This is a genomic window from Pseudomonas sp. NPDC089401 (assembly GCF_044749485.1).
Taxonomy (GTDB): Bacteria; Pseudomonadota; Gammaproteobacteria; order Pseudomonadales; family Pseudomonadaceae; genus Aquipseudomonas.
Genome location: NZ_JBIVIA010000008.1, coordinates 116,798 through 143,229, shown reverse-complemented (window position 1 = coordinate 143,229; position 26,432 = coordinate 116,798). Strand labels below are relative to the sequence as shown.

At 67.1% G+C, this 26,432-nt stretch carries 24 protein-coding genes and 1 pseudogene; 15 read left to right on the top strand and 10 right to left on the bottom strand.

Annotation, left to right across the window (positions count from 1 at the left end):
* Positions 1 to 165: 165 nt before the first annotated feature.
* The 4 genes from ACIP21_RS18800 to ACIP21_RS18785 all read left to right on the top strand — a co-directional run bounded on the left by ACIP21_RS18800 (position 166) and on the right by ACIP21_RS18785 (position 6,170).
* On the top strand, positions 166 to 2,157 hold the full coding sequence (locus tag ACIP21_RS18800) for a 7TM diverse intracellular signaling domain-containing protein (RefSeq protein WP_400690514.1): 1,992 nt from the start codon (positions 166 to 168) through the stop codon (positions 2,155 to 2,157).
* 146 nt (positions 2,158 to 2,303) lie between these two features.
* A complete protein-coding gene (locus ACIP21_RS18795; protein WP_400690511.1) occupies positions 2,304 to 3,947 on the top strand; it encodes an acyl-CoA dehydrogenase family protein in 1,644 nt (547 codons plus the stop codon).
* 123 nt (positions 3,948 to 4,070) lie between these two features.
* Positions 4,071 to 5,534, top strand: coding sequence for an AMP nucleosidase (gene amn / locus ACIP21_RS18790; protein WP_400690508.1), 1,464 nt, complete (start codon positions 4,071 to 4,073; stop codon positions 5,532 to 5,534).
* Between the two features lie 6 nt (positions 5,535 to 5,540).
* Complete coding sequence (locus ACIP21_RS18785) at positions 5,541 to 6,170, top strand: pseudouridine synthase (protein WP_400690505.1); 630 nt, start codon at positions 5,541 to 5,543, stop codon at positions 6,168 to 6,170.
* Positions 6,171 to 6,272: 102 nt separating this feature from the next.
* Here ACIP21_RS18785 and ACIP21_RS18780 read toward each other — a convergent pair whose 3' ends face one another.
* A complete protein-coding gene (locus ACIP21_RS18780; RefSeq protein WP_027592638.1) occupies positions 6,273 to 6,476 on the bottom strand; it encodes a DUF2788 domain-containing protein in 204 nt (67 codons plus the stop codon).
* A gap of 52 nt (positions 6,477 to 6,528) precedes the next feature.
* A complete protein-coding gene (locus ACIP21_RS18775) occupies positions 6,529 to 7,005 on the bottom strand; it encodes an Lrp/AsnC family transcriptional regulator (RefSeq protein ID WP_003249795.1) in 477 nt (158 codons plus the stop codon).
* 408 nt (positions 7,006 to 7,413) lie between these two features.
* Between ACIP21_RS18775 and ACIP21_RS18770 the strand changes: the two genes are divergently transcribed.
* A complete protein-coding gene (locus ACIP21_RS18770) occupies positions 7,414 to 8,229 on the top strand; it encodes a DUF6515 family protein (protein ID WP_400690502.1) in 816 nt (271 codons plus the stop codon).
* A gap of 3 nt (positions 8,230 to 8,232) precedes the next feature.
* On the opposite strand, the gene ACIP21_RS18765 is transcribed toward ACIP21_RS18770, so the two are convergent.
* Together ACIP21_RS18765 and ACIP21_RS18760 are read right to left on the bottom strand one after the other, a co-directional pair.
* The gene (locus tag ACIP21_RS18765; protein ID WP_400690499.1) at positions 8,233 to 9,102 is read right to left on the bottom strand and encodes a cation diffusion facilitator family transporter; all 870 of its coding nucleotides are present in this window, start codon (positions 9,100 to 9,102) and stop codon (positions 8,233 to 8,235) included.
* Positions 9,103 to 9,117: 15 nt separating this feature from the next.
* Positions 9,118 to 9,537, bottom strand: coding sequence for a polyribonucleotide nucleotidyltransferase (locus ACIP21_RS18760; protein WP_400690496.1), 420 nt, complete (start codon positions 9,535 to 9,537; stop codon positions 9,118 to 9,120).
* Between the two features lie 117 nt (positions 9,538 to 9,654).
* Here ACIP21_RS18760 and hrpB point away from each other — a divergent pair, with 117 nt between their 5' ends.
* Positions 9,655 to 12,183 carry an ATP-dependent helicase HrpB gene (gene hrpB, locus ACIP21_RS18755; RefSeq protein WP_400690493.1) on the top strand — a complete coding sequence of 843 codons (2,529 nt, stop codon included), beginning with the start codon at positions 9,655 to 9,657 and terminating at the stop codon, positions 12,181 to 12,183.
* A gap of 15 nt (positions 12,184 to 12,198) precedes the next feature.
* Here hrpB and ACIP21_RS18750 read toward each other — a convergent pair whose 3' ends face one another.
* Complete coding sequence (locus tag ACIP21_RS18750; protein WP_400690490.1) at positions 12,199 to 12,867, bottom strand: YciC family protein; 669 nt, start codon at positions 12,865 to 12,867, stop codon at positions 12,199 to 12,201.
* Positions 12,868 to 13,025: 158 nt separating this feature from the next.
* Between ACIP21_RS18750 and ACIP21_RS18745 the strand changes: the two genes are divergently transcribed.
* From ACIP21_RS18745 to ACIP21_RS18725, 5 genes and pseudogenes are all read left to right on the top strand, one after another.
* Positions 13,026 to 13,775: a DUF2076 domain-containing protein gene (locus ACIP21_RS18745; protein ID WP_400690489.1), complete on the top strand. Its 750-nt coding sequence runs from the start codon at positions 13,026 to 13,028 to the stop codon at positions 13,773 to 13,775.
* 163 nt (positions 13,776 to 13,938) lie between these two features.
* Positions 13,939 to 14,418 carry an NYN domain-containing protein gene (locus ACIP21_RS18740; RefSeq protein ID WP_400690487.1) on the top strand — a complete coding sequence of 160 codons (480 nt, stop codon included), beginning with the start codon at positions 13,939 to 13,941 and terminating at the stop codon, positions 14,416 to 14,418.
* A gap of 9 nt (positions 14,419 to 14,427) precedes the next feature.
* Positions 14,428 to 15,040 (top strand): annotated as a pseudogene (locus ACIP21_RS18735) (PolC-type DNA polymerase III).
* A 109-nt stretch (positions 15,041 to 15,149) separates the two neighbouring features.
* A complete protein-coding gene (gene yedA / locus ACIP21_RS18730; RefSeq protein WP_400690484.1) occupies positions 15,150 to 16,064 on the top strand; it encodes a drug/metabolite exporter YedA in 915 nt (304 codons plus the stop codon).
* 65 nt (positions 16,065 to 16,129) lie between these two features.
* Positions 16,130 to 17,461, top strand: coding sequence for a DEAD/DEAH box helicase (locus ACIP21_RS18725; protein ID WP_400690481.1), 1,332 nt, complete (start codon positions 16,130 to 16,132; stop codon positions 17,459 to 17,461).
* 155 nt (positions 17,462 to 17,616) lie between these two features.
* On the opposite strand, the gene ACIP21_RS18720 is transcribed toward ACIP21_RS18725, so the two are convergent.
* The 3 genes from ACIP21_RS18720 to ACIP21_RS18710 all read right to left on the bottom strand — a co-directional run bounded on the left by ACIP21_RS18720 (position 17,617) and on the right by ACIP21_RS18710 (position 20,647).
* Entirely contained in the window at positions 17,617 to 18,858 is a 1,242-nt protein-coding gene (locus ACIP21_RS18720; RefSeq protein WP_400690478.1) for a TIGR03862 family flavoprotein, read from the bottom strand.
* Between the two features lie 149 nt (positions 18,859 to 19,007).
* The gene (locus ACIP21_RS18715) at positions 19,008 to 19,922 is read right to left on the bottom strand and encodes a histone deacetylase (protein ID WP_400690476.1); all 915 of its coding nucleotides are present in this window, start codon (positions 19,920 to 19,922) and stop codon (positions 19,008 to 19,010) included.
* Positions 19,923 to 19,960: 38 nt separating this feature from the next.
* Entirely contained in the window at positions 19,961 to 20,647 is a 687-nt protein-coding gene (locus ACIP21_RS18710; RefSeq protein ID WP_400690473.1) for a histidine phosphatase family protein, read from the bottom strand.
* A gap of 165 nt (positions 20,648 to 20,812) precedes the next feature.
* Here ACIP21_RS18710 and ACIP21_RS18705 point away from each other — a divergent pair, with 165 nt between their 5' ends.
* The 4 genes from ACIP21_RS18705 (at position 20,813) to ACIP21_RS18690 (ending at position 24,159) form a co-directional block, all read left to right on the top strand.
* Complete coding sequence (locus ACIP21_RS18705) at positions 20,813 to 21,385, top strand: GNAT family N-acetyltransferase (RefSeq protein WP_400690472.1); 573 nt, start codon at positions 20,813 to 20,815, stop codon at positions 21,383 to 21,385.
* 143 nt (positions 21,386 to 21,528) lie between these two features.
* Positions 21,529 to 22,398, top strand: coding sequence for an acyl-CoA thioesterase II (gene tesB, locus ACIP21_RS18700; RefSeq protein WP_400690469.1), 870 nt, complete (start codon positions 21,529 to 21,531; stop codon positions 22,396 to 22,398).
* Positions 22,395 to 22,985, top strand: coding sequence for an HAD family hydrolase (locus ACIP21_RS18695; protein WP_400690466.1), 591 nt, complete (start codon positions 22,395 to 22,397; stop codon positions 22,983 to 22,985). Before tesB ends, ACIP21_RS18695 begins: the two co-directional genes overlap by 4 nt.
* 163 nt (positions 22,986 to 23,148) lie before the next feature.
* Positions 23,149 to 24,159: an NAD(P)-dependent alcohol dehydrogenase gene (locus ACIP21_RS18690; RefSeq protein WP_400690463.1), complete on the top strand. Its 1,011-nt coding sequence runs from the start codon at positions 23,149 to 23,151 to the stop codon at positions 24,157 to 24,159.
* A gap of 138 nt (positions 24,160 to 24,297) precedes the next feature.
* Here the strand turns inward: ACIP21_RS18690 and ACIP21_RS18685 are convergent, their stop codons facing one another.
* A complete protein-coding gene (locus tag ACIP21_RS18685) occupies positions 24,298 to 25,674 on the bottom strand; it encodes an ATP-binding protein (RefSeq protein ID WP_400690460.1) in 1,377 nt (458 codons plus the stop codon).
* Positions 25,671 to 26,393: a response regulator gene (locus ACIP21_RS18680; RefSeq protein ID WP_400690457.1), complete on the bottom strand. Its 723-nt coding sequence runs from the start codon at positions 26,391 to 26,393 to the stop codon at positions 25,671 to 25,673. Before ACIP21_RS18680 ends, ACIP21_RS18685 begins: the two co-directional genes overlap by 4 nt.
* Positions 26,394 to 26,432 lie beyond the last annotated feature (39 nt).

Here is a 26,432-nt window from a genome sequence, read left to right as displayed (position 1 = left end):
ATTGATCTAGAGCTGTTTGATTAAAAGTGGTGGTGGCTCATTGCTGGCCTGGAAAGCTATGCTAGAGTGCTCGGATAACTCGATAAACGGGCTTTGCCGGATTTCGTCGCCTCAAAGGGAAGGGAGGCCATCGCGACGCGACCGAGCAGGCCATGCTGGGGCTGTATGCGTAATTTGCTGATTTTGCTTCTGGGCTTGCTGCCCATGCTGGCCGGTGCCGTCGACTTCGACGCGCAGACCCGGCACCTTCCTTTGGGCAAGGTCATGCAGGTATACGAAGACCGTGCGGGCAGCGCAAGCATCGCCCAGGTCAGCGCGCCAGTCTTCGCCAACCGCTTCCGCACCCATCATGCCGATGTGCTGAACGCCGGCTACTCGACTTCGGTGTTCTGGCTCAAGGTCGACCTGCACTACACCGCCTCGGCCGATGCCACACCGCGCCAGTGGCTGCTGGAGCTGGCCTACCCGCCCATGGACCACCTCGAGCTGTACCTGCCCGATGGCAATGGCGTGTTTCGCCTGGCCCAGCGCACCGGCGATGCCTTGCCATACGACAGCCGGCAGATCCGCCAGAACAACTACCTGTTCGAACTGCCGCTCGAGCCCGGCCAGTCGACCACCGCCTACCTGCGCCTGCACAGCCAGGGCTCGGTGCAGGCGCCGCTGTCGCTGTGGTCGGCCGAAGCCTACATGGAAGACCAGCCCACCCGCCTGTACGTGCTGGGGATGATCTACGGCGTGCTGCTGGTGATGCTGGTGTACAACCTGTTCCTCTACCTCAGCGTGCGCGACGTCAGCTACCTGTACTACATCCTCTACATCGGTTCGTTCGGCCTTTACCAGGTATCGGTCAATGGCGCCGGGGTGGCCTACCTGTGGCCGGACAGCCCCTGGTGGGCCAACGCCGCGACGCCGCTGTTCATCGGCGCGGCAGGCCTGTTCGGCTGCCAGTTCGCCCGCCACTTCCTGCAACTGGGCAAGCTCAGTCGAGGCCTCGACCGGTTGCTGCAACTGCTGATGCTCGGCGGTGCGCTGGTGATGGTGCTGGCGGTGAGCCTGCGCTACGGCATCGCCCTGCGCATGGCCACGGGGCTGGCCCTGCTGTTCACCGTGAGCATCTTCAGCGCCGGGCTGTATGCCTGGGTGCGCGGCCTGCGGGTAGCGCGCTGGTTCATCATCGCCTGGACCGCGTTCCTCCTGGGCGGGTTGGTCAACACCCTGATGGTGCTGGGCTACCTGCCGAACGTGTTCATCACCATGTACGCCAGCCAGCTTGGTTCGGCGCTGGAGGTGGCGTTGCTGTCGCTGGCCCTGGCCGATCGGATCAACAGCATGCGCGAGCAGCAGGCGCAGACCCTGCGCGATACCGGCCGCGCCCTGGAGCAACTGAACCAGCAGCTGGCCCGCAGCAACCACCTCAAGGACGAGTTCCTCGCCACCGTCACCCACGAGCTGCGTACCCCGATGAACGGTGTGATCGGTTCGCTGGAGCTGATGCACACGCTGCCCATGAGCGCCGAGATGGCCCAGTACCACCGTACGGCGGTCGGCTCGGCCCAGGGCATGATGGACATGGTCGACGACATCCTCACCCTCACCGAGCTGCAGGCCGGCCGCCTGCGCCTGCAGGCCGAGCCGTTCAGCCTGCGGCGCCTGCTCCAGGACCTGCGCGCCGGCTATGCCGGCACGGCACTGGGCAAAGGCCTGTACCTGAGCCTGGACATCCCGGCCGAGCTCCCCGACGAGCTGCTGGGCGATGCGCAGAAGATCACCCGCTGCCTGGGCTGCCTGGTGGACAACGGCCTCAAGTTCACCCACCAGGGCGGTGTGATGGTGCAGGTGCGCGGTCGCCGGCTGGGTCCGGACAGCCTGGCGCTGACCTTTACCGTGAGCGACAGCGGCATCGGCTTCGATGACCTGGACCAGGCGATCCTCTACCAGCGTTTCTTCCAGGTCGATGGCTCGATGACCCGGCGTTACGGCGGGCTGGGCATCGGCCTGTCGATCTGCAGGCAGATGGGCGAGGTGCTGGGCGGCAAGCTGTCACATGAATCGACGCGGGGGCTGGGTAGCCGTTTCGAACTGACCATGAACATGGCGATTTCCCAGGTGCAGATGCCGCCGGGGCGGGCGGTTTCCGGGGCTACGCGGTTCTAGTGCAGATCTTTCGGCGAACACCTCTCAGCCCCACGCCAATTTCCTTCCGCCCGTGCCACATGTTTCGTCACTAATGCCACTTTGACTGACCCGAAGACAGTGCTTCACTGGCCCTTTCAGGCCTGCCCGGATCCAGGAGCGCTGCGATGAACCTGCACCAGTACGCTGAAACCCACGAAGTCACCAACCAGCCGCCGCCGCTCGACGGTGCCAACCTCTACCGCCTCGACCTGCCGCTGCAGGAATGGTCGCGGCGCTTCGGCGCCGGCTGGGCCGAAGCGCGGATCGACGCCTACGGTGCCCTGGCCGGCGGGCCGCTGATGGCGGCGGGCTTCCTGGCCAACGCGCACAAACCGGAATTCAGCAGCCACGACCGCTTCGGCCACCGCATCGACCTGGTCGAGTTCCACCCCGCCTATCACCAATTGATGCGCACCGCCGTCGAACACGGCCTGCCGTCCTTGCCCTGGGCCGAGCCACGCGCTGGCGCCCACGTGGCCCGGGCCTCGATGACCTACCTGCACAGCCAGGCCGAAGCCGGCAGCGGCTGCCCCTTGACCATGACCTTCGCCGCCGTGCCGGCGCTCAAGCTGCAACCCGAGCTGGCCGAGTACTGGCTGCCGAAGGTCCTCGCCCGCGAGTATGACCCGCGTAACGTCGGCGACCGGCACAAGGCCGGTGTCACCCTCGGCATGGCCATGACCGAGAAGCAGGGCGGCACCGATGTGCGCGCCAACACCACCCGCGCCTACCCGGTCGGCAGCCCGGGGCCGGGCCAGCCTTACGAGCTGGTCGGGCACAAATGGTTCTGCTCGGCGCCGATGTGCGACGCCTTCCTGACCCTGGCCCAGACCGACAAGGGCCTGAGCTGCTTCCTGCTGCCGCGCCACCGTCCGGATGACAACCGCAACCAGTTCTACATCCAGCGCCTGAAGAACAAGCTCGGCAACAGCTCCAACGCCTCCAGCGAAGTGGAGTTCCGTGGGGCCCTGGCGTGGATGGTGGGCGAGGAGGGGCGTGGCGTGCCGACCATCATCGAGATGGTGGCCATGACCCGCTTCGATTGCATGGTCGGCTCCAGCGCCCTGATGCGCCAGGCCCTGACCCAGGCCAGCCACCACTGCGCGCACCGCAAGGTCGGCGGCCGGCTGCTGAACGAGCAGCCGCTGATGCAGAACGTGCTGGCCGACCTGGCCCTGGAAAGCGAGGCGGCGCTGGCCTTGAGCCTGCGCATGGGGCAGGCCCTGGAGCAGCTCGACGACCCGCAGCAGGCGCACTTCGCCCGGCTGGTCACGGCGGTGGGCAAGTACTGGATCTGCAAGCGAGCGCCGGCGATGATCAACGAGGCCGCCGAGTGCCTGGGCGGGGCGGGGTATGTCGAGGACAGCATCCTGCCGCGGCTGTACCGCGAAGCACCGGTCAACTCGACCTGGGAAGGCTCAGGCAACGTGCAGTGCCTGGACGTGCTGCGCGCGTTGTCCAAGGAGCCCGGCGTGCTCGATGCGCTGTTCGCCGAGCTGGGTGACGGCCACGGCGACCCGCGCCTGGCGGCGCACATCGGCAACCTCAAGGGGGCGTTTGCCGATACCGCCGACATCCAGTACCGGGCGCGGCAGTTGACCGAGGACATTGCCCTGGCCTTGCAGGCCAAGCTGCTGCTGGAGGCGGGCAACGCGACCGTCAGCGATGCGTTCATCGGCAGCCGCCTGGCCGCGGGTGGCAGGGTGTATGGCGCATTGCCGCGCGGGGTGGATGCCGAGGCACTGGTGGCCAGATCGACACCGGCCTGACCCGGCTGAGTTGGCTTCTTCGCGGGCTTGCCCGCGAAGCAGACGACACTGATCAATGGGGGTGTATTTACCCAAGAAGGCAGGCAAGATGGCTGACATGCATGTCCAGACAGGAAGCCCAGTGTGAGCCAAGCTTTTGTAGTCGTTGATACCCCCGAACAGGCCGTCGACCGTCTGGCGGCCCTGCATGACCAGGCCACCGGGGCCCTGAGCCAGGCCCTCAAGCGTTACCTGAAGGACCGTACCGAGCCGGATGCCGACGAGCGGGCCTTGTTCCGCTACCCGGCCCTGCGCCTGACCTACCACAGCCACGGCGAAGTCGCCGCTACCACCCGCGCCTACGCCAAGGTCCAGGTGGCCGGCACCTACAGTGTCACCGTCACCCAGCCTGCGGCCTTCCGCAGCTACCTGTTGGAGCAGTTGCGCCCGTTGATGCACGACTACACGGTGAGCGTGGAAGTCGGCGTCAGCGAGCAGAACATCCCGTATCCCTACGTGGTCGACCAGGGCGACGAGCTGGCCGGCAGCGGCATCACCGCGGCAACGCTGGCACGGGTGTTCCCCAGCACCGACCTGTCCGCCGCCACCGACGACATTGCCGACGGCCTGTGCGACTGGGGCAATGCCGAAACCCTGCCGCTGGCGCTGTTCGATGCCGCCCGTGTCGATTTCTCGCTGCGCCGCCTGGTGCACTACACCGGCAGCGACTGGCGCCACGTGCAGCCGTGGATCCTGCTGACCAACTACCACCGCTATGTCGACCAGTTCATCAGCCACGGCCTCGAGCAACTGCGCGAAGACCCGCGCTTCGTGCGCATGGTGCTGCCCGGCAACGTGGTGATCGAAAAAGCCATGGACCATGGCGAAACCCAGGCACTGGTGGCCAGCGTGGTCTGGCACCGCTACCAGATGCCGGCCTACCACCTGATCGCCGCCGATGGTGACGGCATCACCCTGGTCAACATCGGCGTCGGCCCGTCCAACGCCAAGAACATCACCGACCACCTGGCCGTGCTGCGCCCGCACTGCTGGCTGATGATCGGCCACTGCGGCGGCCTGCGCCAGTCGCAGACCATCGGCGACTACGTGCTGGCCCACGCCTACATGCGCCGTGACGGCATTCTCGACCGCGTGGTACCGCCGAACATCCCGATCCCGGCCCTGGCCGAGGTGCAGCTGGCGTTGCAGGAAGCGGCGGCGCAGGTCACCGGCGAGCGCGGCGAGGAATTGAAGAAACGCCTGCGCACCGGCACCGTGCTGACCTACGATGACCGCAACTGGGAGCTGCGCTGGGCCCAGGAACGGCCGCTGATCAACCTGTCGCGCGCGGTGGCGGTGGACATGGAAAGCGGCACCATCGCCGCCCAGGGCTATCGCCTGCGGGTACCTTACGGCACCTTGCTGTGTGTTTCCGACAAGCCGCTGCACAGCGAGATCAAGCTGCCGGGCTCGGCCAACGCCTTCTACAACCGGGCAGTCAGCCAACACCTGAAGATCGGCATCGCCGCCCTCGACCTGTTGCGTACCGAGCTCAATTCGCTGCACTCGCGTAAACTGCGCAGCTTCGATGAGCCGCCGTTCCGCTGAGGATCCATGTCACTGCCACCCCGTTCCAAGCCGCGCCGCCCCCAGGCGCGGCCTGCCGGCCCCCGTCGCCAGGCCAAGGCGCCTCCGGCCGAGCCACGGCTGATCCTGTTCAACAAACCGTTCGACGTGCTGACCCAGTTCAGTGATGGCGAAGGGCGTGCGACGCTCAAGGACTTCATCGACATCCCCGGCGTGTACCCGGCCGGGCGCCTGGACCGTGACAGCGAAGGCCTGCTGCTGCTGACCAATGATGGTGGCCTGCAGGCGCGCATCGCCGACCCCAGGCACAAGTTGCCCAAGACCTATTGGGTACAGGTGGAAGGCGAGCCGAGCGAAGAACAGATCCAGCGCCTGCGCGATGGGGTGCAGCTCAATGACGGGCCGACCCTGCCTGCAGAAGCCCGGCGCCTCGACGAGCCTGAGCTATGGCCACGCAATCCACCGGTGCGTTTTCGCAAGAGTGTGCCGACCAGCTGGCTGGAGCTGGTGATACGAGAGGGGCGTAATCGCCAGGTGCGGCGCATGACGGCGGCGGTGGGCCTGCCGACCTTGAGGCTTGTGCGGGTGCGGATTGGTGATTGGGCGCTGGATGGGCTGGAGCAGGGTTGCTGGCGCGAAGTGGCGCCCAGGCTCTAGGCCCATTCGCGGGTAAACCCGCTCCCACAGGGATCGCACACATGTCGAGAGATGTACAGTACCTGTGGGAGCGGGTTTACCCGCGAAGAGGCCCTGGCAGGCTTACACCCCTTCGAGAAACGCCACCACCACGCTCTTGATGATGAACGCCAGTACCCCCAGCCCGAGCACGAAGAACAGGATCAGGGTGCCGAACCGCCCCGCCTTGGACTTTTTCGCCAGGTCCCAGACGATGAAGCCCATGAACCCGATCAACACGGTGACCAGGATGATCATCATCCATTCTTCGAATACGGCAGGGTCCATCGATGCGCTCCTGGCAGGCTGATCGGCCGAGTATACGCCGGCCGGCAGGCATTTATCGGAGGTGGGTCAACGGCAGCTCGGTGCTGGCCAGCACCTGGTTGAGCACGAAGCTCGAACGCACGCTGGTGACGCCCTCGATGCGGGTCAGGCTGCCCAGCAGCAGTTTCTGGTAATGGTCCATGTCCGGCACCACCACCTTGAGCTGGTAGTCGGCGTCCATGCCGGTGACCAGGCTGCATTCGAGCACCTGCGGCAAGTTGCGGATCGCCGCCTCGAAGGTCTCGAAGCGCTCGGGGGTGTGCCGGTCCATGCCGATCAGCACGTAGGCGGTCAGGCTCAGGCCGAGCTTCTTGCGGTCGAGCAGGGCGACCTGGCGCGAGATGTAGCCGTCGTCTTCCAGTTGCTTGACCCGACGTGAGCACGGCGATGGCGACAGGCCGATGCGTTCGGCCAGCTCCTGGTTGGAGATGCGCGCATCGCGCTGCAATTCGGCGAGGATGCTCAGGTCGTAGCGGTCAAGTTTGCTCATGGAAATCGCCTTTTCTGTTCGGATTGCGGTGAATTATCGATCCAGGGTTAAAAATTGCGCAAGTGCTATTTATCTGAGCAATCTTCGCAATCCAGTGCCGCAACCGATCCCGTATCGTTACCCACAGAATCACTGCCCGGACATCAGTCCACGGCGAGGCGCCCTAGGCGGGCGCTCGCGGCCAGGCCATCCAACAGGATCCGCCAGGCCCCCGGGCTACACAGCTTCCAGAAGACGCTGTGAGGTGAGCCGGCATCACAAGTGCCGAGCACGGACGACAAATTCTTGAAGGGAGGCCCTATGGCCTCCCTTTTTTCATGTCCGCGATTTCATCTGGCAGTGCAGCGCGAGAGCGGCGCAGGCGCGGTAGACTGGCGGCACGCTGTCTTATTCATCGTGAGGAACAACATGAAGTCGCGCATCTGGCAGTTGGCAGGTGTCTGTTTGCTGGGTTTGAGCATCAGCGTGGGGGCCATGGCCGAAGGGCCGGGCGAGGGCCATGATGACGGTGGCCCGCGCCGCTCGCTCAACTCGCGTGACGAAGTGCGCCAGACCGAGCCTGCCCGACAGGGCTACTACCAGGACATCCCTCGGCACAACGGCGACAACCGTCACTGGCAAGCCGGTGGCCCCGGGCAACGGCCCGGTGGCGACTGGCAGGGGCGTCCGGATGGTCACGGCAATGGCTGGGGGCCGGGGCCGCAGTATCGACCGGGGCACAACATCGATCACTTCCCGGATCGCTACTGGAAAGTGCCGTACCGTGGGCAGGACTACTTCTACTCCGGTGGCTACTGGTACCGCCCCCATGGCGGTGGCTACATGGTGGTGACTCCGCCGTACGGCGTGCGGGTCGACTATCTGCCGTCCTACGCCCGCGAAGTGTGGCTGGGCGGGGCGCTGTTCTTCCTGGTCGCCGACACCTATTACCAGTACATGGCCGACACCCAGGAGTATGTGGTGGTGACCCCGCCGGCCAGCGCGCCGGCGCCACTGCCAGCGGCAGCACCGGCAGGCAATGCCTACGACGTGGTGGCCTACCCCATGTATGGCCAGGGGCAGGAGCAGCAGGACCAGGACCGCTACCAGTGCCATCGCTGGGCGGTCAGCCAGTCCGGTTTCGACCCGGCGACCGCGCCCTATGCGCCGCCGGTCGAAGTGGCGAGCAACTACCGCCGGGCGTTGGCGGCCTGCTTCAGTGGCCGCGGCTACAGCGTCAACTGAGGCCTACACCGGGTCGGCATGCACCAATACATCCGCCTTGGGATACTGCTGGCGGATCACCTGCGAGGCCTTCACGCACAGGGCGTGGGCCTCATGCAGCGGCAACTGCCCCGGCAGCTCCAGGTGCATCTGCACGAACCACTGGTTCCCCGACACCCGCGTGCGCAGGTCATGCACGCCCTTGACCCCAGGTATGCCCAGGACCAACTCGGCCATCCCCTCGCCGATATCGCCGGGCAGTTCCTTGTCCATCAGGATCGCCGTGCTCTCCCGGGCGATCTGCACGGCACTCCAGAGGATGTACGCCGCGATGCCCAGGCCGAACAGTGCATCCAGCTGCGGCCAGCCGAAGCGGGCCAGCAGCAGGGCGAGCAGGATGCTGCCGTTGAGCAGCAGGTCGGAACGGTAATGCAGCGAGTCGGCCCGCACCGCCGTCGAGCCGGTCAGGCGGATCACCTTGCGCTGCAACGCCAGCAGGGCGACGGTCAGTGCCAGCGACAGCAGCATCACCATGATGCCGATGGCCGTGTCGCCGAGCGGCTGGGGCGCTTGCAGGCGTTCGACCGCCTGCACCCCGATCAGCACCGCGCTGACCCCGATGAACAGGGCCTGGGCCATGCCCGCCAGTGCCTCGGCCTTGCCATGGCCGAAGCGGTGATCGTCATCGGCCGGGCGCAGGGCGTAGTGCACCGCCAGCAGGTTGAGGAACGAGGCGACGGCATCCAGGGCCGAGTCGGTCAGCCCGGCCAGCAGGCTCACCGAGCCGCTCAGCCACCAGGCCAGTGCCTTGCTCAGGACCAGGATGCTGGCCACCGCCAATGAAGCACGGGTGGCCAGGCGCAGGAGGCGCTGGTGTTCAGCCGAGGTGGTCATGCCGTGGCACAGTCCTTATGCCGCAGGCACCAGGCCGAACGCCGCCAGTTGCTCGACGCTGCCGCGGTGCTGGATCAGCCGTGGGTCGTCGAGCGGCAGGCGCTGGCCCAGTTCGCTTTCCAGGATGGCCTGGAGCTTGAGGTTGTCGACCTTGCCGTCGGCGTTGATGGCTTTTTGCAGCTTGGCCGGCGCGACCTGCGCCGTGGTGCCGCCCGGGTAGTAGATGGCGCCGGTGGCGAAGTCGACGCCGAAGGCGATCAGCCCGGGGATCACGTAGAACAGGATGCCGATGGCGTCGAGGGCGACGATCACCGGGTCGACCTTGCCCTCGATCTGGCCGCGGCGGTCGGGGTAGAACAGCGTGCCACAGGCCGTCAGCTGGGTCAGCAGGGTGGCGATGAGGGCGCCGCCGATGACGCGGGAAGGGATGCGCATGTAGATCTCCGGAAAAGGTGTCCAGCAGGGTGGGCGAAGCGCCAGCACCTGATGCTAAGACCATGATAGAGCAGGCTCGGTTCGCCGTTATACTCGCCGCACTGTTCGAGGACCACCATGATTTCATTACCAATCGATGCCGTCTTGCCGGCCCTGCGCCAGGCCCTGGAAAACCGCGACGAAGCCGTGCTCGAAGCGCCGCCCGGCGCCGGCAAGACCACCCGCGTGCCGCTGGCGCTGCTCAATGAACCGTGGCTGGCCGGGCAGACCATCCTCATGCTCGAACCGCGCCGCCTGGCCGCGCGTGCGGCGGCCGAACGGCTGGCCAGCGAGCTGGGCGAAAAGGTCGGCGAGACCGTCGGCTACCGTATCCGCCTGGACAGCAAGGTCGGCCCGAACACCCGCATCGAAGTGGTCACCGAGGGCATCCTCACCCGCCGCCTGCAGGCCGACCCGGCGCTCGATGGCGTGGGCCTGCTGATCTTCGACGAATACCACGAGCGCAGCCTGGACGCCGACCTGGCCCTGGCGCTGAGCCTCAATGGCCGCGAACTGCTGCGCGACGAGCCGCCGCTGAAGATCCTGCTGATGTCCGCGACCCTGGAGGGCGAGCGCCTGTCGCGCCTGCTCGACGACGCACCGGTGGTCAGCAGCGAGGGCCGCATACACCCGGTGGATGTGCGCTGGGGCCGGCCGTTCCAGCCGGGCGAATTCGTCGAGCCTCGGGTTGTGGACAGCGTGCTGCTGGCGCTGGCCGAGCAACCCGGCAGCGTGCTGGTGTTCCTGCCCGGCCAGGCCGAGATCCGCCGCGTCCACCAGAGCCTGCTCGAGGCCCTTGGCGAGCGCCCGGAGGTGCTGCTCTGCCCACTGCACGGCGAGCTCGACCTCAATGCCCAGCGTGCCGCCATCGACCCGGCGCCCAAGGGCCTGCGCAAGGTGGTGCTGGCCACCAACATTGCCGAGACCAGCCTGACCATCGACGGCGTGCGCGTGGTGATCGACGCCGGCCTCGCCCGGGTGCCGCGCTTCGACCCCGGCAGCGGCATGACCCGCCTGGATACCCAGCGCATTTCCCGCGCCAGCGCCACCCAGCGTGCCGGCCGTGCCGGTCGCCTGGAACCGGGCGTGTGCTATCGATTGTGGTCCGAAGCCCAGCATGAGCAACTGGCTGCCCATGGCAGCGCCGAGATCCTCCAGGCCGACCTGGCCGGCCTGGCCCTGCAACTGGCCCGCTGGGGCGTGACGCCCGACCAGCTGAGTTGGCTCGACCAGCCGCCAGCGGCAGCCTTCTCCCAGGCCCAGGACCTGCTGGCCCGGCTTGGCGCTTTCAAGGCGGGCAGCCGCGATCAGCTCAGCGAGCATGGCCAGGCCATGGCCGAACTGCCGGCCCACCCACGTATTGCCCACCTGCTGCTGCGCGGCCAGGACCTCGGCCTGGCGAACATGGCCTGCGATGTCGCGGCCCTGCTCGGCGAGCGCGATATCCAGCGCGGCGGCGGTGCCGACCTGCACAGCCGGCTGGCGCTGGTCAGCGGCGAAAGCAAGGCCGGCCGCGGTGGCCAGGGTGGCGTGCAACGCGCCCGGCAGCTGGCCCGCCAGTACCGTGGTTTGCTACGCGGCAAGGCTGGCGCGGCGGTCGCCGACCCCGACCACCCACGCTGGCTCGGCGCGCTGCTGGCGCTGGCCTACCCCGACCGGGTCGCTCAGCAGCGGCGTGAGGGTGGTGCCGAATATCGCCTGGCCAACGGCCGCGCCGCCTTGTTCGCCGACGTCGACGCACTGATGAAATGCCCCTGGCTGGTGATCGCCGACCTCGGCAGCCGCCAGGGCCAGCGTGAAGAGCGCATCTACCTGGCAGCCGAATTCGACCCGGCACTGCTCGACGACGTGCTGGCCGAGCAGGTCGAACGCGTCGACCTCCTCGATTGGGATGAACGCGAACAGGTGCTGCGTGCCGAGCGCCAGGCCAAGGTCGGCGAACTGGTGCTCAGCCGCGAACCGCTGCCTGGCCTGGACGACGAGGCCCGCGCCAGGGCATTGATCGGCCTGGTGCGGCGCAAAGGCCTGAACCTGCTGACCTGGACCCCGGAGCTGCGTCAGTGGCAGGCGCGGGTGGCGCTGCTGCGCCAGCTGGACCTGGGCAAGGACGGCCACAGCGAATGGCCCGACCTGGGCGACCAAGCCCTGCTGGCGAGCCTGGAAGAGTGGCTGCAACCTTACCTGGGCAAGGTCTCGCGCCTGAGCCATTTCGCCGCCCTGGACCTGTCATCGATCCTGCGCAACCTGTTGCCCTGGCCGCTGCCCCAGCGTCTCGACGAGTGGGCTCCGGCGCATCTGACAGTACCGTCGGGTTCGAACATACGCCTCGACTACAGCGAACACCCGCCGATCCTCGCCGTGCGCCTGCAGGAGCTGTTCGGGCTGGCCGACACCCCGCGCATCGCCCAGGGGCGCCAGCAGGTCAAGCTGCACCTGTTGTCCCCGGCGCGTCGGCCGGTGCAGGTGACCCAGGACCTGGCCAATTTCTGGCGCACCACCTATGCAGAGGTGAAGAAGGACTTGAAGGGGCGTTATCCGAAGCACTATTGGCCGGATGACCCTTTGGTGGCCGAGGCCACCGCCCGGGCCAAGCCGCGCGGTACTTGAGGGGGAGGGGCCGGTTCAGGCGCCGGCTTCGCCTTCCATCAACATGAACAGGCGATACAGCACCACGGTGCTGAACAACTGCAGGAACCCGCTGAAGCTGTCCATGGCCAGTTCCATTGCCGGGGTCGGTTCCGGAATCGCCATCATCAGCAGCCCATCGATGAGCCAGATCGGCGCCAGCACGGCCAGCACGCAGATCATGATGCGCATGAAGTGCCCGGTGGTCATGCGCGCGCTCTCGCGCATCGACTGCACCACCGGCAGGCCGCGCAGCACCAGCAGGTACTCGGCGAACACCAGGTTGATCATGATCCACACGCCCGGGAAGATGAACAGCGCCAGGCCCGCCATGATCAACAGCGAGCTGATCAGCACCAGCAGCGCCAGCTGCGGCCACAACTGCAGGGCACGGGCGAACAGGTCGCGCTTGGGCACGGCCTGGCCGTTGCTGCGGGTGTCGAGGTAGAGGATCAGCGCCGCGCTGTAGAGCGGGTAGAACAGCAGGCTGACCAGCATGCCCAGGGGCATGCCGTAGGTGGTCAGGGCCTGCTCGCCCATCTGCCGGTAAAGCAGTTGCGCCACCAGGGCTTCGAGTATCACCAGGGGCAGGCAGAGCGGGACGATACCTGGCAGGTGGCGGCGGAAGAAGTACAGGGAGTCGCGCAGAACGCTCAGCGGATTCATCAGTCAAGATCGCATGGCTGTAAAAGCAGGGGGCATCACTTTAGCCCAGCGCTGACATTTGCTGAAAAAAGTTTCACCGCGCCAGTGATTGAATCCGCTGCCCGCGCGCCCCATCTTTGTCACGTCCGATGTCCCGCTAGCCCATGAGGTAGCCGCAAATGAACACTGATGAACAAACCCTGATCGACGGCCTGTTCGGCCGCATCAAGCAAGCCGAAGATCCAAACCAGCCACGTGACCCCCAGGCCCAGGCATGCATCGAGGAACATGTCCGCCAGCAGCCGGCGGCCCCTTACTACATGGCCCAGGCGATCCTCGTGCAGGAAGCGGCGATCAAGCGCCTGGACGAGCAGAACAAGCAGCTCGAGGCCGAGCTGAAGCAGGCCCGGGCCCAGGCTGAAGCCAGCCGGGCCGGCAGCAACAATGGTGGCGGAGGTTTCCTGTCGAGCATCTTCGGCGGCGGCGCACGTAACCCGGCGACGGCTCCGCAACCGCAGCGTTCCGCGGCACCGGTGGCGCCCGCTGGTGGCTGGCGCGAGCCGAGCGCGCCGGGCTTCTCCCAGCCGCAGATGCAACAGCAGCAACCCGGTTTCGGCGCAGCGCCTGCGCGCGGCGGTGCCGGCGGCTTCATGGCTGGCGCGATGCAGACGGCTGCCGGTGTCGCCGGTGGCGTGCTGCTGGCCCAGGGCATCAGCAGCCTGTTCAACCATGACAAGCCCGAGGAAGTGGCCGAGGTGATCAAGGAAGAGCCGGCGCCGGCCAGTGACACCGGCGGCTGGAACGACCAGGGTGGCCAGGAGCACGTGGCCGACAACGGTGGCTGGGGCAATGACCAGGGTGGCTATGCCGACACCGATTACGGCAGCGATGATGGCGGGTTCTTCTCGGACGACGATACGTACGTCTGACCGGTCTGGCATACTGCTGGCATTGTCGGGGGCGCTTTGCGCCCCTTTCGCGACACAAGGCCGCTCCTACAGGTAATCGCATTTCGCCTGTAGGAGCGGCCTTGTGTCGCGAAAGGGCTGCAAAGCAGCCCCAGAGCCCCAAACCGCCCGCAGAGGTTCCCAGGTGAAAAAGATCGCGCTGTTCGCCGACGTGCAGAACCTCTACTACACCGTGCGCCAGGCCCACGGTTGCCACTTCAACTACACCGCCCTGTGGAAGGACGTCAGCCGCGAAGGCGAGATCGTCGAGGCCGTGGCCTACGCCATCGACCGCGGTGACAGCAAGCAGCAGCAGTTCCAGCAGATCCTGCGCAACCTCGGCTTCGACGTGCGCCTCAAACCGTTCATCCAGCGCAGCGACGGCTCGGCCAAGGGCGACTGGGACGTGGGCATCACCCTCGATGTGATCGACGCCGCCAGCCGGGTCGACCAGGTGGTGCTGGCCTCCGGCGACGGTGATTTCGACCTGCTGCTGGAGCGGGTGATCCAGCGCCACGGCACCGAGGCGGTGGTCTATGGGGTGCCGGGGCTGACCGCCTTGTCGCTGATTCGCGCCGCCAGCCGCTATGTGCCCATCGAGGGCGCGCTGTTACTCAAGCATTGAAGGTTTTTCATGGAACGCATCGCTGTCATCGACTTTGAAACCACCGGCATCACCCCCAGCGCCGGCTGCCGCGCCACCGAAGTTGCGGTGGTGATGCTGGAAGACGGACGCATCGTCGAGCGCTACCAGAGCCTGATGAACGCTGGCGTGCCGGTGCCGGCGTTCGTCGCCGGCCTGACCGGCATCACCACCGCCATGCTGCGCAGCGCGCCGCCGGTGGAGCGGGTGATGAACGAAGTGGCCGAGTTCGTCGGCAGCACGCCGCTGCTGGCGCACAACGCGTCTTTCGACCAGAAGTTCTGGGACTATGAACTGAGCCGCATCGGCCGCAGCCGCAGCCAGTCCTTCGCCTGTTCGCTGTTGTTGTCGCGGCGCCTGCTGCCGGCTGCGCCGAACCACAAGCTGGGGACCTTGACCCGTTGGGCCGGCTTGCCGGATACCGGCACCGCGCACCGCGCACCGGGCCATGGCCGATGCCGAAATGGCCGCCAACCTGCTGCAACACCTGGCCGGCGTGCTGCGGCAGAACCACGGCGTGCAGCGCCTGTCCCACGATCTGCTTTGCCGGCTGCAGAAAGTGCCGGCGGCGAAGGTACGCGAGGCGCTGAGCAAGTTCGGCTGATATGCGCACTAAAAGTGTGCCGCTTATTTTGCGTTGATTTGTAACTTATCTTTACCAGGGGCAGGGCCTAGACTCGGCCACCCGAAAACGGATTTCTGAGTTGCCTGCCATGCCTGCCTCCCGTCGCTTTCCGCTGTTGCTCATCGGCGCCTTCCTGGCCCTGTACCTGGTCTGGGGTTCCACCTACCTGTTCATCCGCATCGGTGTCGAGTCATGGCCGCCGATGTTGATGGCGGGGGTGCGCTTCCTGATTGCGGGGGGGCTGTTGTATGGCTTCCTGCGCTGGCGCGGGGTGCCGGCGCCGACCTGGCCGCAGTGGCGGGCGGCGGGGGCGATCGGCTTCTTGCTGCTCAGCTGCGGCAATGGTGGGGTGACGGTGGCCGAGCATGCCGGCGTGGCCTCGGGCGTCGCGGCACTGGCGGTGGCAACGGTGCCGCTGTTCACCCTGGTCTTCGGCCTGCTGTTCGGCCACCGCAACTCGCGTCTGGAATGGGCCGGGATCGTTCTCGGCCTGGTCGGTATCGCCTTGCTCAACCTGGGTTCCAACCTGCAGGCCAGCCCCATCGGCGCGGCGCTGATCCTGTTCGCCGCAGCGTCCTGGGCGTTCGGCTCGGTGTGGAGCAAAAGCCTGCCGTTGCCCCAGGGCCCGATGGCCAGTGCCGCCGAGATGCTGGTGGGCGGGGCGGTACTGCTGCTGGGCAGCGTGCTGTCCGGTGAGCGCATGACCCAGCTGCCCAGCGCCGCCGGCTGGGGTGCGCTGGCCTACCTGGTGCTGTTCGGCTCGATCCTGGCCTTCAGCGCCTACATGTACCTGCTGAAGAACGTGCGCCCGGCGGCAGCCACCAGCTATGCCTACGTCAACCCGGCGGTGGCGGTGCTGCTCGGCATCCTGTTCGCCGGCGAGGAAATCGGCGCGGAAGAATGCCTGGCCATGGCGGTGATCATCGGCGCCGTGGTGCTGATCGGCCTGCCCCAGTGGCGCAAGGCCCCGGAACAGCCGTTGAAGGGCGAAATCTGCAAGTAGCTGCTAGTAGAGAAGGGCGATGCGGTAAACTTGCCGCCTTCGCTGAACCCCCTGACGGTATTGCCATGAATTTCGCCAAACTCGGCCTGATCGAACCACTGCTGCGCACCCTGCAGCAGCTGGACTACACCACCCCCACCCCGGTCCAGGCCAAGGCCATTCCCGCCGTGCTGGCCGGCCGCGACCTTATGGCCGCCGCCCAGACCGGCACCGGCAAGACCGCCGGCTTCGCCCTGCCGGTGCTGCAGCGCCTGGCCCTGGAAGGGGAGAAGGTGGCCAGCAACTCGATCCGTGCGCTGGTGCTGGTGCCGACCCGCGAGCTGGCCGAGCAGGTGCACAACAACGTGCGCGAATATGCCGAGAACCTGCCGCTGAGCACCTACGCGGTGTATGGCGGGGTCAGCATCAACCCACAGATGATGCGTCTGCGCCGTGGCGTCGACCTGCTGGTGGCAACCCCGGGCCGCCTGCTCGACCTGTTCCGACAGAATGCGATCAAGTTCAACCAGGTGCAGACCCTGGTACTCGACGAAGCTGACCGCATGCTCGACCTGGGTTTCGCCGAAGAACTGCAGTCGGTGTACGCCGCCTTGCCACGCAAGCGCCAGACGCTGCTGTTCTCCGCCACCTTCTCCGAGCAGATCCGCCTGCTCGCGGGCCTGGCCCTGAACGACCCGCTGAGCATCGAAGTCAGCCCGCGCAATGCCGCCGCGACCACGGTCAAGCAGTGGCTGGTGCCTGTGGATAAAAAACGCAAGGCCGACCTGTTCATCCACCTGATGCGCAAGCAGCGCTGGAAGCAGGTGCTGGTGTTCGCCAAGACCCGCAATGGGGTGGACCAATTGGTCGAGCGCCTGCTGGGCGAAGGGGTCAACGCCGACGGCATCCACGGTGACCGCCCGCAGGCCACCCGCCAGCGCGCGCTGGACAGCTTCAAGGCGCGCGAGATCCAGGTGCTGGTGGCCACCGACGTGGCCGCCCGTGGCCTGGACATCGACGACCTGCCACTGGTGGTCAACCTCGACCTGCCGATCGTCGCCGAGGACTACGTGCACCGCATCGGCCGCACCGGCCGCGCCGGCAACAAGGGCGAGGCGATTTCGCTGGTGTGTGCGGATGAAGTGCAGATGCTGTCGGCCATCGAAGTGCTGACCCGGCAGACCCTGCCGCGCCATGAAGAGCCGGACTTCATCCCCGAGCACCGGGTGCCGCTGACCGATGCCAGTGGCCAGGTGGTCAAGAAGCCGAAGAAGCCCAAGAAGCCGAAAGAGAACAGCGCCAAGCGCGGGCTGGGGCGCTGGATGGACAGTGCCGAAGCGGGCGCTGCAGAGCCTGCGGTGAAGGCCGTGCGCAAGGTGCCGAGCTTCAACGGCGGCCCGCGCAAGCGCAAGCCCTGAATCCCAGGGAAACCTCGGTCTCTGTAGGAGCGGGTTCACCCGCGAAGAATCCACCTTGGTGCATGGCACGGGCTTCGCCCGTGTTCGCGGGTGAACCCGCTCCCACAGGGGACTCGCGCCAGTATTGGAAGTGATAAAGCCAGGGGCAGAGGGGATCAGGCTCGGGACTCGAGCCAAGCTGCCGCTGCCTGCCCCGCCCGCAAGCCGCTGGCAAAGCAGGCGGTCAGCAGGTAGCCCCCGGTAGGCGCCTCCCAGTCGAGCATCTCGCCGGCACAGAACACCCCCGGCATCCCGCGCACCATCAAGCCTTCATCCAGCCCTTCGAAGCGCACCCCGCCGGCACTGCTGATCGCCTCGTCCAGCGGTCGCGTGCGCACCAGCGTGATCGCCAGCGCCTTGATCGCCCGGGCCAGCGACTCAGGGTCGGCAAAGGTCGCCGGGTCTGTCAGCTCCCGCAGCAACCCCGCCTTGACCCCATCGATGCCCAGCTGGCTGTGCAGGTGCTTGGCCATGGACCGCGAGCCCCGTGGTCTGGCCAAGGCCTGGGCAATTTTGTCCACAGGCTTGTCCGGCAGCAGGTCGAGCAGCAACGTCGCCTGCCCATCGCGCTCGATGGCCTGGCGCAGCGGCGCCGACCAGGCATACACCAGGCTGCCTTCGACGCCTTGGGCGGTGAGGATGAATTCACCCTTGCGCGGTACCTGGCCCGGCACGCTCAGGGCGATGTTCTTCAGCGGCGCACCGGCGAACTTGTCCACCAGCAGCGCGCTCCAGCCTTCGACCTCGAAGCCACAGTTGCTCGGCCGTAGCGGCGAGATATCCACAGCACGTTCGGCCAGCAACGGCTGCCAGGCGCCGTCGGAACCCAGTCGAGCCCAGCTGGCGCCACCGAGGGCCAGCACGACGGCATCGGCCTCTACCCGCAACTCGCCCTGTGGATAAGCGATCCGCAAGCTGCCGTCGGCATTCCAGCCCAGCCAGCGGTGGCGGGTGTGGATAACTACCCCGCCGTCACGCAGGCGCTTGAGCCAGGCGCGCAGCAACGGCGCGGCTTTCATGTCGGTGGGGAACACCCGCCCCGAGGTGCCGACGAAGGTCTCGATGCCCAGGCCGTGAATCCACTGGCGCAGGGCTTGGGCATCGAAGCCGCGCAGCAGGGCGTCGATCTCGCCCTGGCGCTCGGCATAGCGCGAGACGAACTGTGGATAAGCCTCGGAGTGGGTGATGTTCATGCCGCCGACGCCGGCCAGCAGGAACTTGCGCCCCACCGACGGCATGGCGTCGAACACCTGCACGGCCATGCCCGCCTGGGCCAATGCTTCTGCCGCCATCAGGCCGGCGGGGCCGCCGCCGATGACGACGGCCAGGGGAGGGGAGCTGGGGTGTTTATCGGACATGGCGGGCAGCAGGCTGTGGAAAAGACTGCGCATTCTAGCGCAGCGCGGCCCCTCGACGCACTGGACAAAAAATGATCAGTATTCTGCAGCCCTTGTACAGCGAGGGCTGTAGCGGCTTTCCCGCAGGTTATCCACAAGCGGTTCCACAGTCATTGTGAACAACCGATGACCCGCGCCGCACTGTGGTGAAGGATGCCGTGGCGCCGGGCCAGGGCTTCGCGGTCCTTGCTGTAGCCACCGCCGATCACGCCGACCACCGGGATGTCGCGGCCCAGGCAATGGCGCATCACCGACTCGTCGCGCGCGGCCAGGCCTGCATCGGTCAGTTGCAGGTAGCCCAGGGCATCGTCCTTGTGCACGTCGACTCCGGCGTCGTACAGCACCAGGTCGGGCTGGTACAGCGGCAGCAGGTAGTTGAGGGCGTCGTCCACCACCTTCAGGTAGGCCACGTCGCCCATGCCCCGTGGCAGCGGGATGTCCCAGTCGCTGTGGGCCTTGCGCGCGGGGAAGTTCTGCTCGCAGTGCAGCGACACCGTGATCGCCTCCGGGGTGTCGTGGAGGATGCGCGCGGTGCCGTCGCCCTGGTGCACGTCGCAATCGAAGATCAGCACCCGCTGCACGCGGCCGGCTTCGAGCAGGTAGCGGCTGATCACCGCCAGGTCGTTGAAGATGCAGAAGCCGGCCGGGTGGTCGTAGTGGGCGTGGTGGGTGCCGCCGGCCAGGTGGCAGGCGATGCCCTGTTGCAGGGCCAGTTCGGCAGTCAGCAGCGAGCCGCCGACCGCGCGCACGGTGCGCCGGGCCAGGGCCTCGCTCCAGGGCAGGCCGAGGCGGCGCTGGTCCTCGCGGGACAGTTCGCCGTTCATGTAGCGCTCGATGTAGCCGCGGTCGTGGGCCAGGGCGAGGATGTCGCTGGGGCAGATGTCTGGGCGCAGCAGGGCCTGGTCGGTGGTCAGCCCGCTGGCCACCAGGTGGTCGCGCAGCAGGCGGAACTTGTCCATCGGGAAGCGATGCTCGGCGGGGAATTCCGGGCTGTAGTCATCGTGGTAGATCAGCGGCAGCGGCATGGGGTGTTCGCAATCGGGGCCAGCGATGATCTTGCCAGTTATTTCCCCGCACTGGCCAATACCCGTTGCCAGTCCGGCTCGTTCAGGCGGCCGAGGATGCGCGCCTTGCCGTTGCCATCCACCGAGACGAACAGCGCGCTGGCGTAATTGCTGTCGCGCTGGCCGCCCGCCACCTTCTGCTGGCGGGCGAAGTGGTCGATGCAGCCGTTGTGGGTCACCAGCACCAGGTTGTGCCCGGCACGCTTGTGCGCCAGCGCTTCGCTGGCGAACCGGTTGTCGCAGCTTTCCAGGAAGGCCGCGCTCGGCACGGCCTGGCCGAGGATGAAGTGGGCGGTCTGCCGGGTGCGCACCTTCGGGCTGGCAAGCAGGTCGGCATTGGCCAGGCCCAGTTGCGTCAGGCCCTGGCCCACCCGCGCGGCGGCTTCGCTGCCGGCCACGGTGATGCCGCTGGGGTCGCCCAGGCAGGGCCCGGGAGCGCTGTCACAGCGTTCGGCGTGGCGGATCATCACGATCACCGCGCCCTCGGCCCAGTCTTGCAGCAGGCCGCTTTCACTCAACTGTTGCTCGTTGCCAAGGTCCACGATGGGGGTCCTCGTCGCCAGCCAGGAGGTCACTGCCGCGATGAACAGGCATACGCCGAGAGCGGCACCGAGGGCTTTGCGCGACAGGCGTCGCTTGCGCCGGGCGTGGATGGCGGGGTGGCCCAAGGTGCTGCTCAGGTGCATGCGTCACTCCAATGGCGCGGTGGTGTAGCTGCGATTGTGCTGAGCCGTCTGTCGGGAGCCGGTGAAGGGCTTGTGAAAATTGCATTCCGGGTGCCGGCGGCTGGGTGAAAAGCCTGGCCGCGCCTACGCTGTAGACTGTGAGACCGCGAAACCGGAGCACCCCGCATGACCCCTATCCTTCACCTTGAAAGCGCACGGCTGGTGCTGCGCCAATGGCACGACGACGACCTGCGCGAATTTGCCGCGCTGTGCGCCGACCCGCAGGTGATGCGCTACTTCCCCGCCCCGATGACGCGGCTGGAGGCGGCGGCACTGATCGGCAGGATCCGCGGCCACTTCAATGAATACGGCTACGGCCTGTGGGCCCTGGAACGCAAGGACAGTGGCGCTTTCATCGGCATGACCGGCCTGCTCAAGGTCAATTTCGATGCGCCCTTCGCCCCGGCGGTGGAGATCGGCTGGCGCCTGGCCCGGCGCCACTGGGGGCTGGGTTTCGCCAGCGAGGCGGCGTGGACCTGCCTGCGTTGTGCGTTCGCCCAATTGCGCCTGGAGCAGGTGGTGTCGTTCACTAGCGCCAGCAACCTGCCGTCGCAGAAGGTCATGCAGGCGATCGGCATGGTTCGTGACCTGGATGGCGACTTCGAGCATCCGCGCCTGCCTGCTGGCGATCCGCTGCGCCCCCACGTGCTGTACCGCATGGACCGCGCCCACTGGGAGCAGACCCTGCGCACTGAATGAGCGGGCATGCGTGGGGCCGATGACAAATCTTGTATTATTTGCCGACTGCCAGGTGCTTGCTGAAAGATGTTCAGCACCTTTGGAGCCGGGCGCCGCGCTTGCGGCGCATCGCGAGCAAGGCTCGCTCCTACGGAGAATCTCTGATGAGTCATGTGTTGGACGACCTGGTCGACCTGTTGAGCCTCGAGTCGATCGAGGAAAACCTGTTCCGTGGCCGCAGCCAGGACCTGGGCTTCCGCCAGCTGTACGGTGGCCAGGTGCTGGGCCAGTCCCTGTCGGCCGCCAGCCAGACGGTCGAGGACGCGCGCCACGTGCATTCGCTGCATGGTTACTTCCTGCGCCCGGGCGATGCCAGCCTGCCGGTGGTGTACTCGGTCGACCGCGTGCGCGATGGCGGCAGCTTCAGCACCCGGCGGGTCACGGCGATCCAGAAGGGCCAGCCGATCTTCACCTGCAGCGCGTCGTTCCAGTACGACGAGGAAGGCTTCGAGCACCAGGTGCAGATGCCCGATGTGGTCGGCCCGGAAAACCTGGCGACCGAAGTCGAGCTGGCCAGCGCCCATGCCGACAAGCTGCCCGAGCGCATCCGCGACAAGGTGCTGTGTGCCAAGCCGATCGAGATCCGCCCGGTGACCGAGCGCGATCCGTTCAATCCCAAGCCCGGCGACCCGGTCAAGTACGCCTGGTTCCGCGCCGACGGGGCGCTGCCGGACGTGCCGGCGCTGCACAAGTACCTGCTGGCCTACGCCTCCGATTTCGGCCTGCTGACCACCTCGCTGCTGCCCCATGGCAAGTCGGTGTGGCAGCGCGACATGCAGATCGCCAGCCTCGACCACTCGTTGTGGTTCCACCGTAACCTGCGCGCCGACGAGTGGCTGCTGTACGCCACCGACAGCCCGTGGGCCGGCAATGCCCGTGGCTTCTGCCGCGGCAGCATCTTCAACCGGGCCGGCCAGCTGGTGGCGTCGTCGTCCCAGGAAGGCCTGATCCGCCACCGCAAGGACTGGGCATGAGCCTGGCCGAGGTGCGCAACTGGGTGTTCGACATGGACGGCACCCTGACCGTGGCGGTGCACGATTTCGCTGCCATCCGCGTGGCCCTGGACATCCCCGCCGAGCGCGACATCCTCACCCACCTGGCGGCGTTGCCGGCGGCCGAGGCTGCGGCCAAGCATGCCTGGCTGCTGGAGCACGAACGCGACCTGGCGGTAGCCTCGACGGCGGCCAGCGGTGCGGTGGAACTGGTGCGCGAACTGGCCGAGCGGGGCTGCCGGCTGGGCATCCTGACCCGCAATGCGCGGGAGCTGGCCCATGTGACCCTGGAGGCGATCGGCCTGGCGGATTGTTTCCCGGTGGAGCACATTCTCGGGCGTGATGAGGCCGAGCCGAAGCCGAGCCCGGATGGGCTGCTGAAGATTGCCAGGGCCTGGGGGGTGGCGCCGAGTGAGCTGGTGATGGTCGGCGATTACCGGTTCGATCTGGATTGTGGGCGGGCTGCGGGTGCGCGCACGGTGCTGGTGAATTTGCCGGACAATCCGTGGCCGCAGCTGGTGGACTGGCATGCGGCGGATTGCCGGGCTTTGAGATCGTTGTTGGGCTGAGTGTTGTGCTTCATGTGGGGGCCCTTTCGCGGGTAAACCCGCTCCCACAGGGATCGCCACAGGGCTGAATCTTGTGCTGTACCTGTGGGAGCGGGTTTACCCGCGAAAGGGCCGGCACTGGCTATGCTGAACCCCAGTCTTCCCCCTCAATGGAACCCCAGTCATGACCAGCAAGGCCATCTATGTGCAACCCGGCGGCGGCTACGACAAGGTCGAAGTGGGCACTAGCGAAGCCCCGGCGCCGAAGCCAGGCGAGATCACCGTGCAGCTCCACGCCAGTTCCCTCAACTACCACGACTTCGCCGTGGTCAGCGGCATGTGGGGCCCGAGCGAGCGGCGCATTCCCATGGCCGATGGCGCCGGCGAAGTGACCGCAGTCGGCCCGGGTGTCAGCGAGTTCAAGGTCGGTGACAACGTCGTCAGCACCTTCTTCCCCGATTGGCTCGACGGCCAGGCCAATGTCGAAGGCTTCGGCCGTGTGCCTGGCGACGGCCTCGACGGCTATGCCCGCGAGCAGGTCACCGCGCCAGCCACCGCCTTCACATTGGCGCCCCAGGGCTTCAGCCATGCCGAGGCCGCCACCCTGACCACCGCCGGCCTCACTGCCTGGCGCGCCCTGATGAGCGACGACCACCTCAAGCCTGGCGATACCGTGCTGGTGCAGGGCACCGGTGGCGTGTCGATCTTCGCCCTGCAGTTCGCCAAGCTGGCCGGTGCCACGGTGATCGCCACGTCGTCCAGCGATGCCAAGCTCGAACGCCTCAAGGCCCTTGGCGCCGATCACCTGATCAACTACAAGGCCACCCCGGCCTGGGGCGAGAAGGTGCGCGAGCTGACCGGCAACCGTGGGGTCGACCACGTGATCGAAGTGGGCGGGCCGGCGACCCTGGAGCAGTCGATGATCGCTGCGCGGATCGGTGGCCATGTGTCGCTGATCGGCATCCTCACCGGCGTGGCCGGGCAGCTGCCGCTGGTACAGGCACTGGTGCGACAGATCCGCCTGCAGGGCGTGCTGGTGGGCAGCCGCGCGCAGCAGCAGGCGATGGTGCGGGCGATCGATGCCAATGGTTTTCGGCCGGTGGTGGACAAGCACTTCGAACTGGAACAGATCGTCGAGGCGTTCCGTTACCAGGAGAGCAACCGGCATTTCGGCAAGATCTGCCTGACCTGGTAAGCGCAGCCTGTTCAACTTTGTGCATGACCCTGTGGGAGCGGGTTTACCCGCGAACACGGGCATAGCCCGTGCCATCCACCGAGTCGCCTGCTTCGCGGGTAAACCCGCTCCCACAGGGGGCTTTGTTCAACCGTTGGGTCAGCGTTTACCGAACGGCCTGGGCAGGTCGAGGGTCACCAGCAACCCACCGCCAATCCTCGGCCCTAGCTTGAGGCTTCCGCCGTGGGCACTGGCAATGCTCGCCGCAATGCTCAGCCCCAGGCCATGCCCGCCACCGCTGCGTGACGGGTCGGCCTGGTAGAACGGCTCCAGCACCCGCTGCAGATGCTCAGGGTCGATTCCCGGCCCACGGTCGGCGACCTGGATACGCAGCCGGTCCGGGGTGTCGCGCACCTCGATGTCCACCGGCCCCGGGGCATGCCGCCAGGCGTTCTCCAGCAGGTTCTGCAGGCAACGGCGCAAGCCGCTAGGGTGGGCGCTGTAGGGCAGGGCGTGGCCGTTGACGTTGACCTCGCCGCCGAGGTCTTCGAAGTCGGCCTGCAACGCCATCAGCAAGGCGTCGATGTCCACCGGCTCGCGAGCATCCTCCAGCTCGCCGCTGCGCAGGAAGTCGAGGCTGGCCGAGACCATCTCTTCCATATGCTCCAGGTCACCACGAAAGCGCTGGCGCAGGCTTTCGTCGGGCAGCAGCTCGGTGCGCAGGCGCAGGCGGGTGATCGGCGTGCGCAGGTCGTGGGAGACGGCGGCGAAGAAGCGCGTGCGCTCGGCGATGCTGTCGATCAGCCGGCGCTGCATGGCATTGAACGCCTGGGCCGCCTGGCGCACTTCCTGCGGGCCGTCCAGGCTCAGCGGCGGGCGGTGGATATCCTGGCCCAGCGCCTGGGCCGCCGCGGCCATCTGCTTGAGCGGGCGCAAGGCCAGGCGCACGGCGAGCAGGGCGATCAGCACCACGGCGATGCTGCGCAGCAGGTAGATGCGCAGGATGAAGTCGAACACCAGCGAGCCGATCGAGGCGTTGCGCCAGCCCTGGTCTTCGACCGCTTCCAGGTACAGCGGCCGGCCATCGGGCAGGGTCAGCTCGACCTGCGTGCGCACCCGCGCTGGCGCCCCGCGCAGCAGCAGCGGCGCCCCGCCCGCATGGCCTTCGCTGTCGATGATGTCCAGCCTCAGCAGGCGCACCGGGGCAGGCCCTTCGGTGCGCGCCGCGAGCAATTCCTGCAACAGGCGCTCCAGTGCCGGTTCCACGGGGTTGCCAGCGGCCGGTGCGCTGGCCAGGCGGTGCCAGCGCGAGGACTCCATGCCATCGAGCAAGGCGGGCAACTGCGCCGGCTGGTCATGGGCCACCCGCCACACATCACCCAGGCGCTCGGCCAGCAGGCGCAGCGGAATTTCCAGCACCTGGGTCTGGCGTACTTCGTACCAGATGCTGCTGGTCAGCAGCTGCGAGGCCAGCACGCCGACCACCAGGATCAGCACCATGCGCCCCTGCAGCGAGCGGGGCCAGCCGCGCTTCATTCGCTGAACACCTCGTCGACCGTGAGCATGTAGCCCTCGTTGCGCACGGTGCGGATCAGCGCCGGGTTGCGCGGGTCGTCGCCCAGGTGCTGGCGCACGCGGCTGACGCACACGTCGATGCTGCGGTCGAACGGTTCGCGCTCGCGGTCGAACACGTGGTTGAGCAGGAAGTCGCGGCTCAGGGCGCGGTTGGGGTGCTGCAGCAGCAGGCGCAGCAGGCGGTAGTCGGAATTGCCCAGGCTGATCACCAGGCCGGTCGGCGCGCGCAGCTGGCGGGTGCTGGTGTCCAGGCGCCAGCCGGCAAAGCGCAGGGTACCGGCTTCGTCGAGGCGGGCGCGCTCGGGGAAGCTCTGGGTGCGGCGCAGCACCACCTTGATCCGCGCCAGCAGTTCACGCGGGTCGAACGGCTTGCCCAGGTAATCGTCGGCGCCCATTTCCAGGCCGACGATGCGGTCCACCAGGGTGCCGCGGGCGGTCAGCATGATCACTGGGATGTTGCTGCGCACGCGCAGTTCGCGGCACAGGCTCAGGCCGTCCTCGCCGGGCAGCATCAGGTCGAGCACCACCAGGTCGACCCGGTGTTCCTCCAGGCGCTTGCGCATCTCGCGGCCTTCGGCGGCCACCGAGGTGCGATAGCCCGCTTCGTCCAGGTAGGTGGAGAGCAGTTGGCGGATCTCGGGGTCGTCATCGACGATCAGGATGTGGTCGGGCTTGGTCATCGGGCACCTGGGGAGCGTGGGTGGAGGGCACCTTACACC

Bases quoted from the DNA above. Each gene is read 5' to 3' on its own strand.
- ACIP21_RS18800 (WP_400690514.1), top strand. From the start codon at position 166: ATGCGTAATTTGCTGATTTTGCTTCTGGGCTTGCTGCCCATGCTGGCC.
- ACIP21_RS18725 (WP_400690481.1), top strand. From the start codon at position 16,130: ATGAATTTCGCCAAACTCGGCCTGATCGAACCACTGCTGCGCACCCTG.
- ACIP21_RS18745 (WP_400690489.1), top strand. From the start codon at position 13,026: ATGAACACTGATGAACAAACCCTGATCGACGGCCTGTTCGGCCGCATC.
- ACIP21_RS18715 (WP_400690476.1), bottom strand. From the start codon at position 19,922: ATGCCGCTGCCGCTGATCTACCACGATGACTACAGCCCGGAATTCCCC.
- ACIP21_RS18765 (WP_400690499.1), bottom strand. From the start codon at position 9,102: ATGACCACCTCGGCTGAACACCAGCGCCTCCTGCGCCTGGCCACCCGT.
- ACIP21_RS18720 (WP_400690478.1), bottom strand. From the start codon at position 18,858: ATGTCCGATAAACACCCCAGCTCCCCTCCCCTGGCCGTCGTCATCGGC.
- ACIP21_RS18770 (WP_400690502.1), top strand. From the start codon at position 7,414: ATGAAGTCGCGCATCTGGCAGTTGGCAGGTGTCTGTTTGCTGGGTTTG.
- ACIP21_RS18695 (WP_400690466.1), top strand. From the start codon at position 22,395: ATGAGCCTGGCCGAGGTGCGCAACTGGGTGTTCGACATGGACGGCACC.
- ACIP21_RS18710 (WP_400690473.1), bottom strand. From the start codon at position 20,647: ATGCACCTGAGCAGCACCTTGGGCCACCCCGCCATCCACGCCCGGCGC.
- tesB (WP_400690469.1), top strand. From the start codon at position 21,529: ATGAGTCATGTGTTGGACGACCTGGTCGACCTGTTGAGCCTCGAGTCG.
- ACIP21_RS18780 (WP_027592638.1), bottom strand. From the start codon at position 6,476: ATGGACCCTGCCGTATTCGAAGAATGGATGATGATCATCCTGGTCACC.
- hrpB (WP_400690493.1), top strand. From the start codon at position 9,655: ATGATTTCATTACCAATCGATGCCGTCTTGCCGGCCCTGCGCCAGGCC.
- ACIP21_RS18705 (WP_400690472.1), top strand. From the start codon at position 20,813: ATGACCCCTATCCTTCACCTTGAAAGCGCACGGCTGGTGCTGCGCCAA.
- ACIP21_RS18785 (WP_400690505.1), top strand. From the start codon at position 5,541: ATGTCACTGCCACCCCGTTCCAAGCCGCGCCGCCCCCAGGCGCGGCCT.
- ACIP21_RS18760 (WP_400690496.1), bottom strand. From the start codon at position 9,537: ATGCGCATCCCTTCCCGCGTCATCGGCGGCGCCCTCATCGCCACCCTG.
- ACIP21_RS18690 (WP_400690463.1), top strand. From the start codon at position 23,149: ATGACCAGCAAGGCCATCTATGTGCAACCCGGCGGCGGCTACGACAAG.
- ACIP21_RS18775 (WP_003249795.1), bottom strand. From the start codon at position 7,005: ATGAGCAAACTTGACCGCTACGACCTGAGCATCCTCGCCGAATTGCAG.
- ACIP21_RS18750 (WP_400690490.1), bottom strand. From the start codon at position 12,867: ATGAATCCGCTGAGCGTTCTGCGCGACTCCCTGTACTTCTTCCGCCGC.
- ACIP21_RS18795 (WP_400690511.1), top strand. From the start codon at position 2,304: ATGAACCTGCACCAGTACGCTGAAACCCACGAAGTCACCAACCAGCCG.
- yedA (WP_400690484.1), top strand. From the start codon at position 15,150: ATGCCTGCCTCCCGTCGCTTTCCGCTGTTGCTCATCGGCGCCTTCCTG.
- ACIP21_RS18685 (WP_400690460.1), bottom strand. From the start codon at position 25,674: ATGAAGCGCGGCTGGCCCCGCTCGCTGCAGGGGCGCATGGTGCTGATC.
- ACIP21_RS18680 (WP_400690457.1), bottom strand. From the start codon at position 26,393: ATGACCAAGCCCGACCACATCCTGATCGTCGATGACGACCCCGAGATC.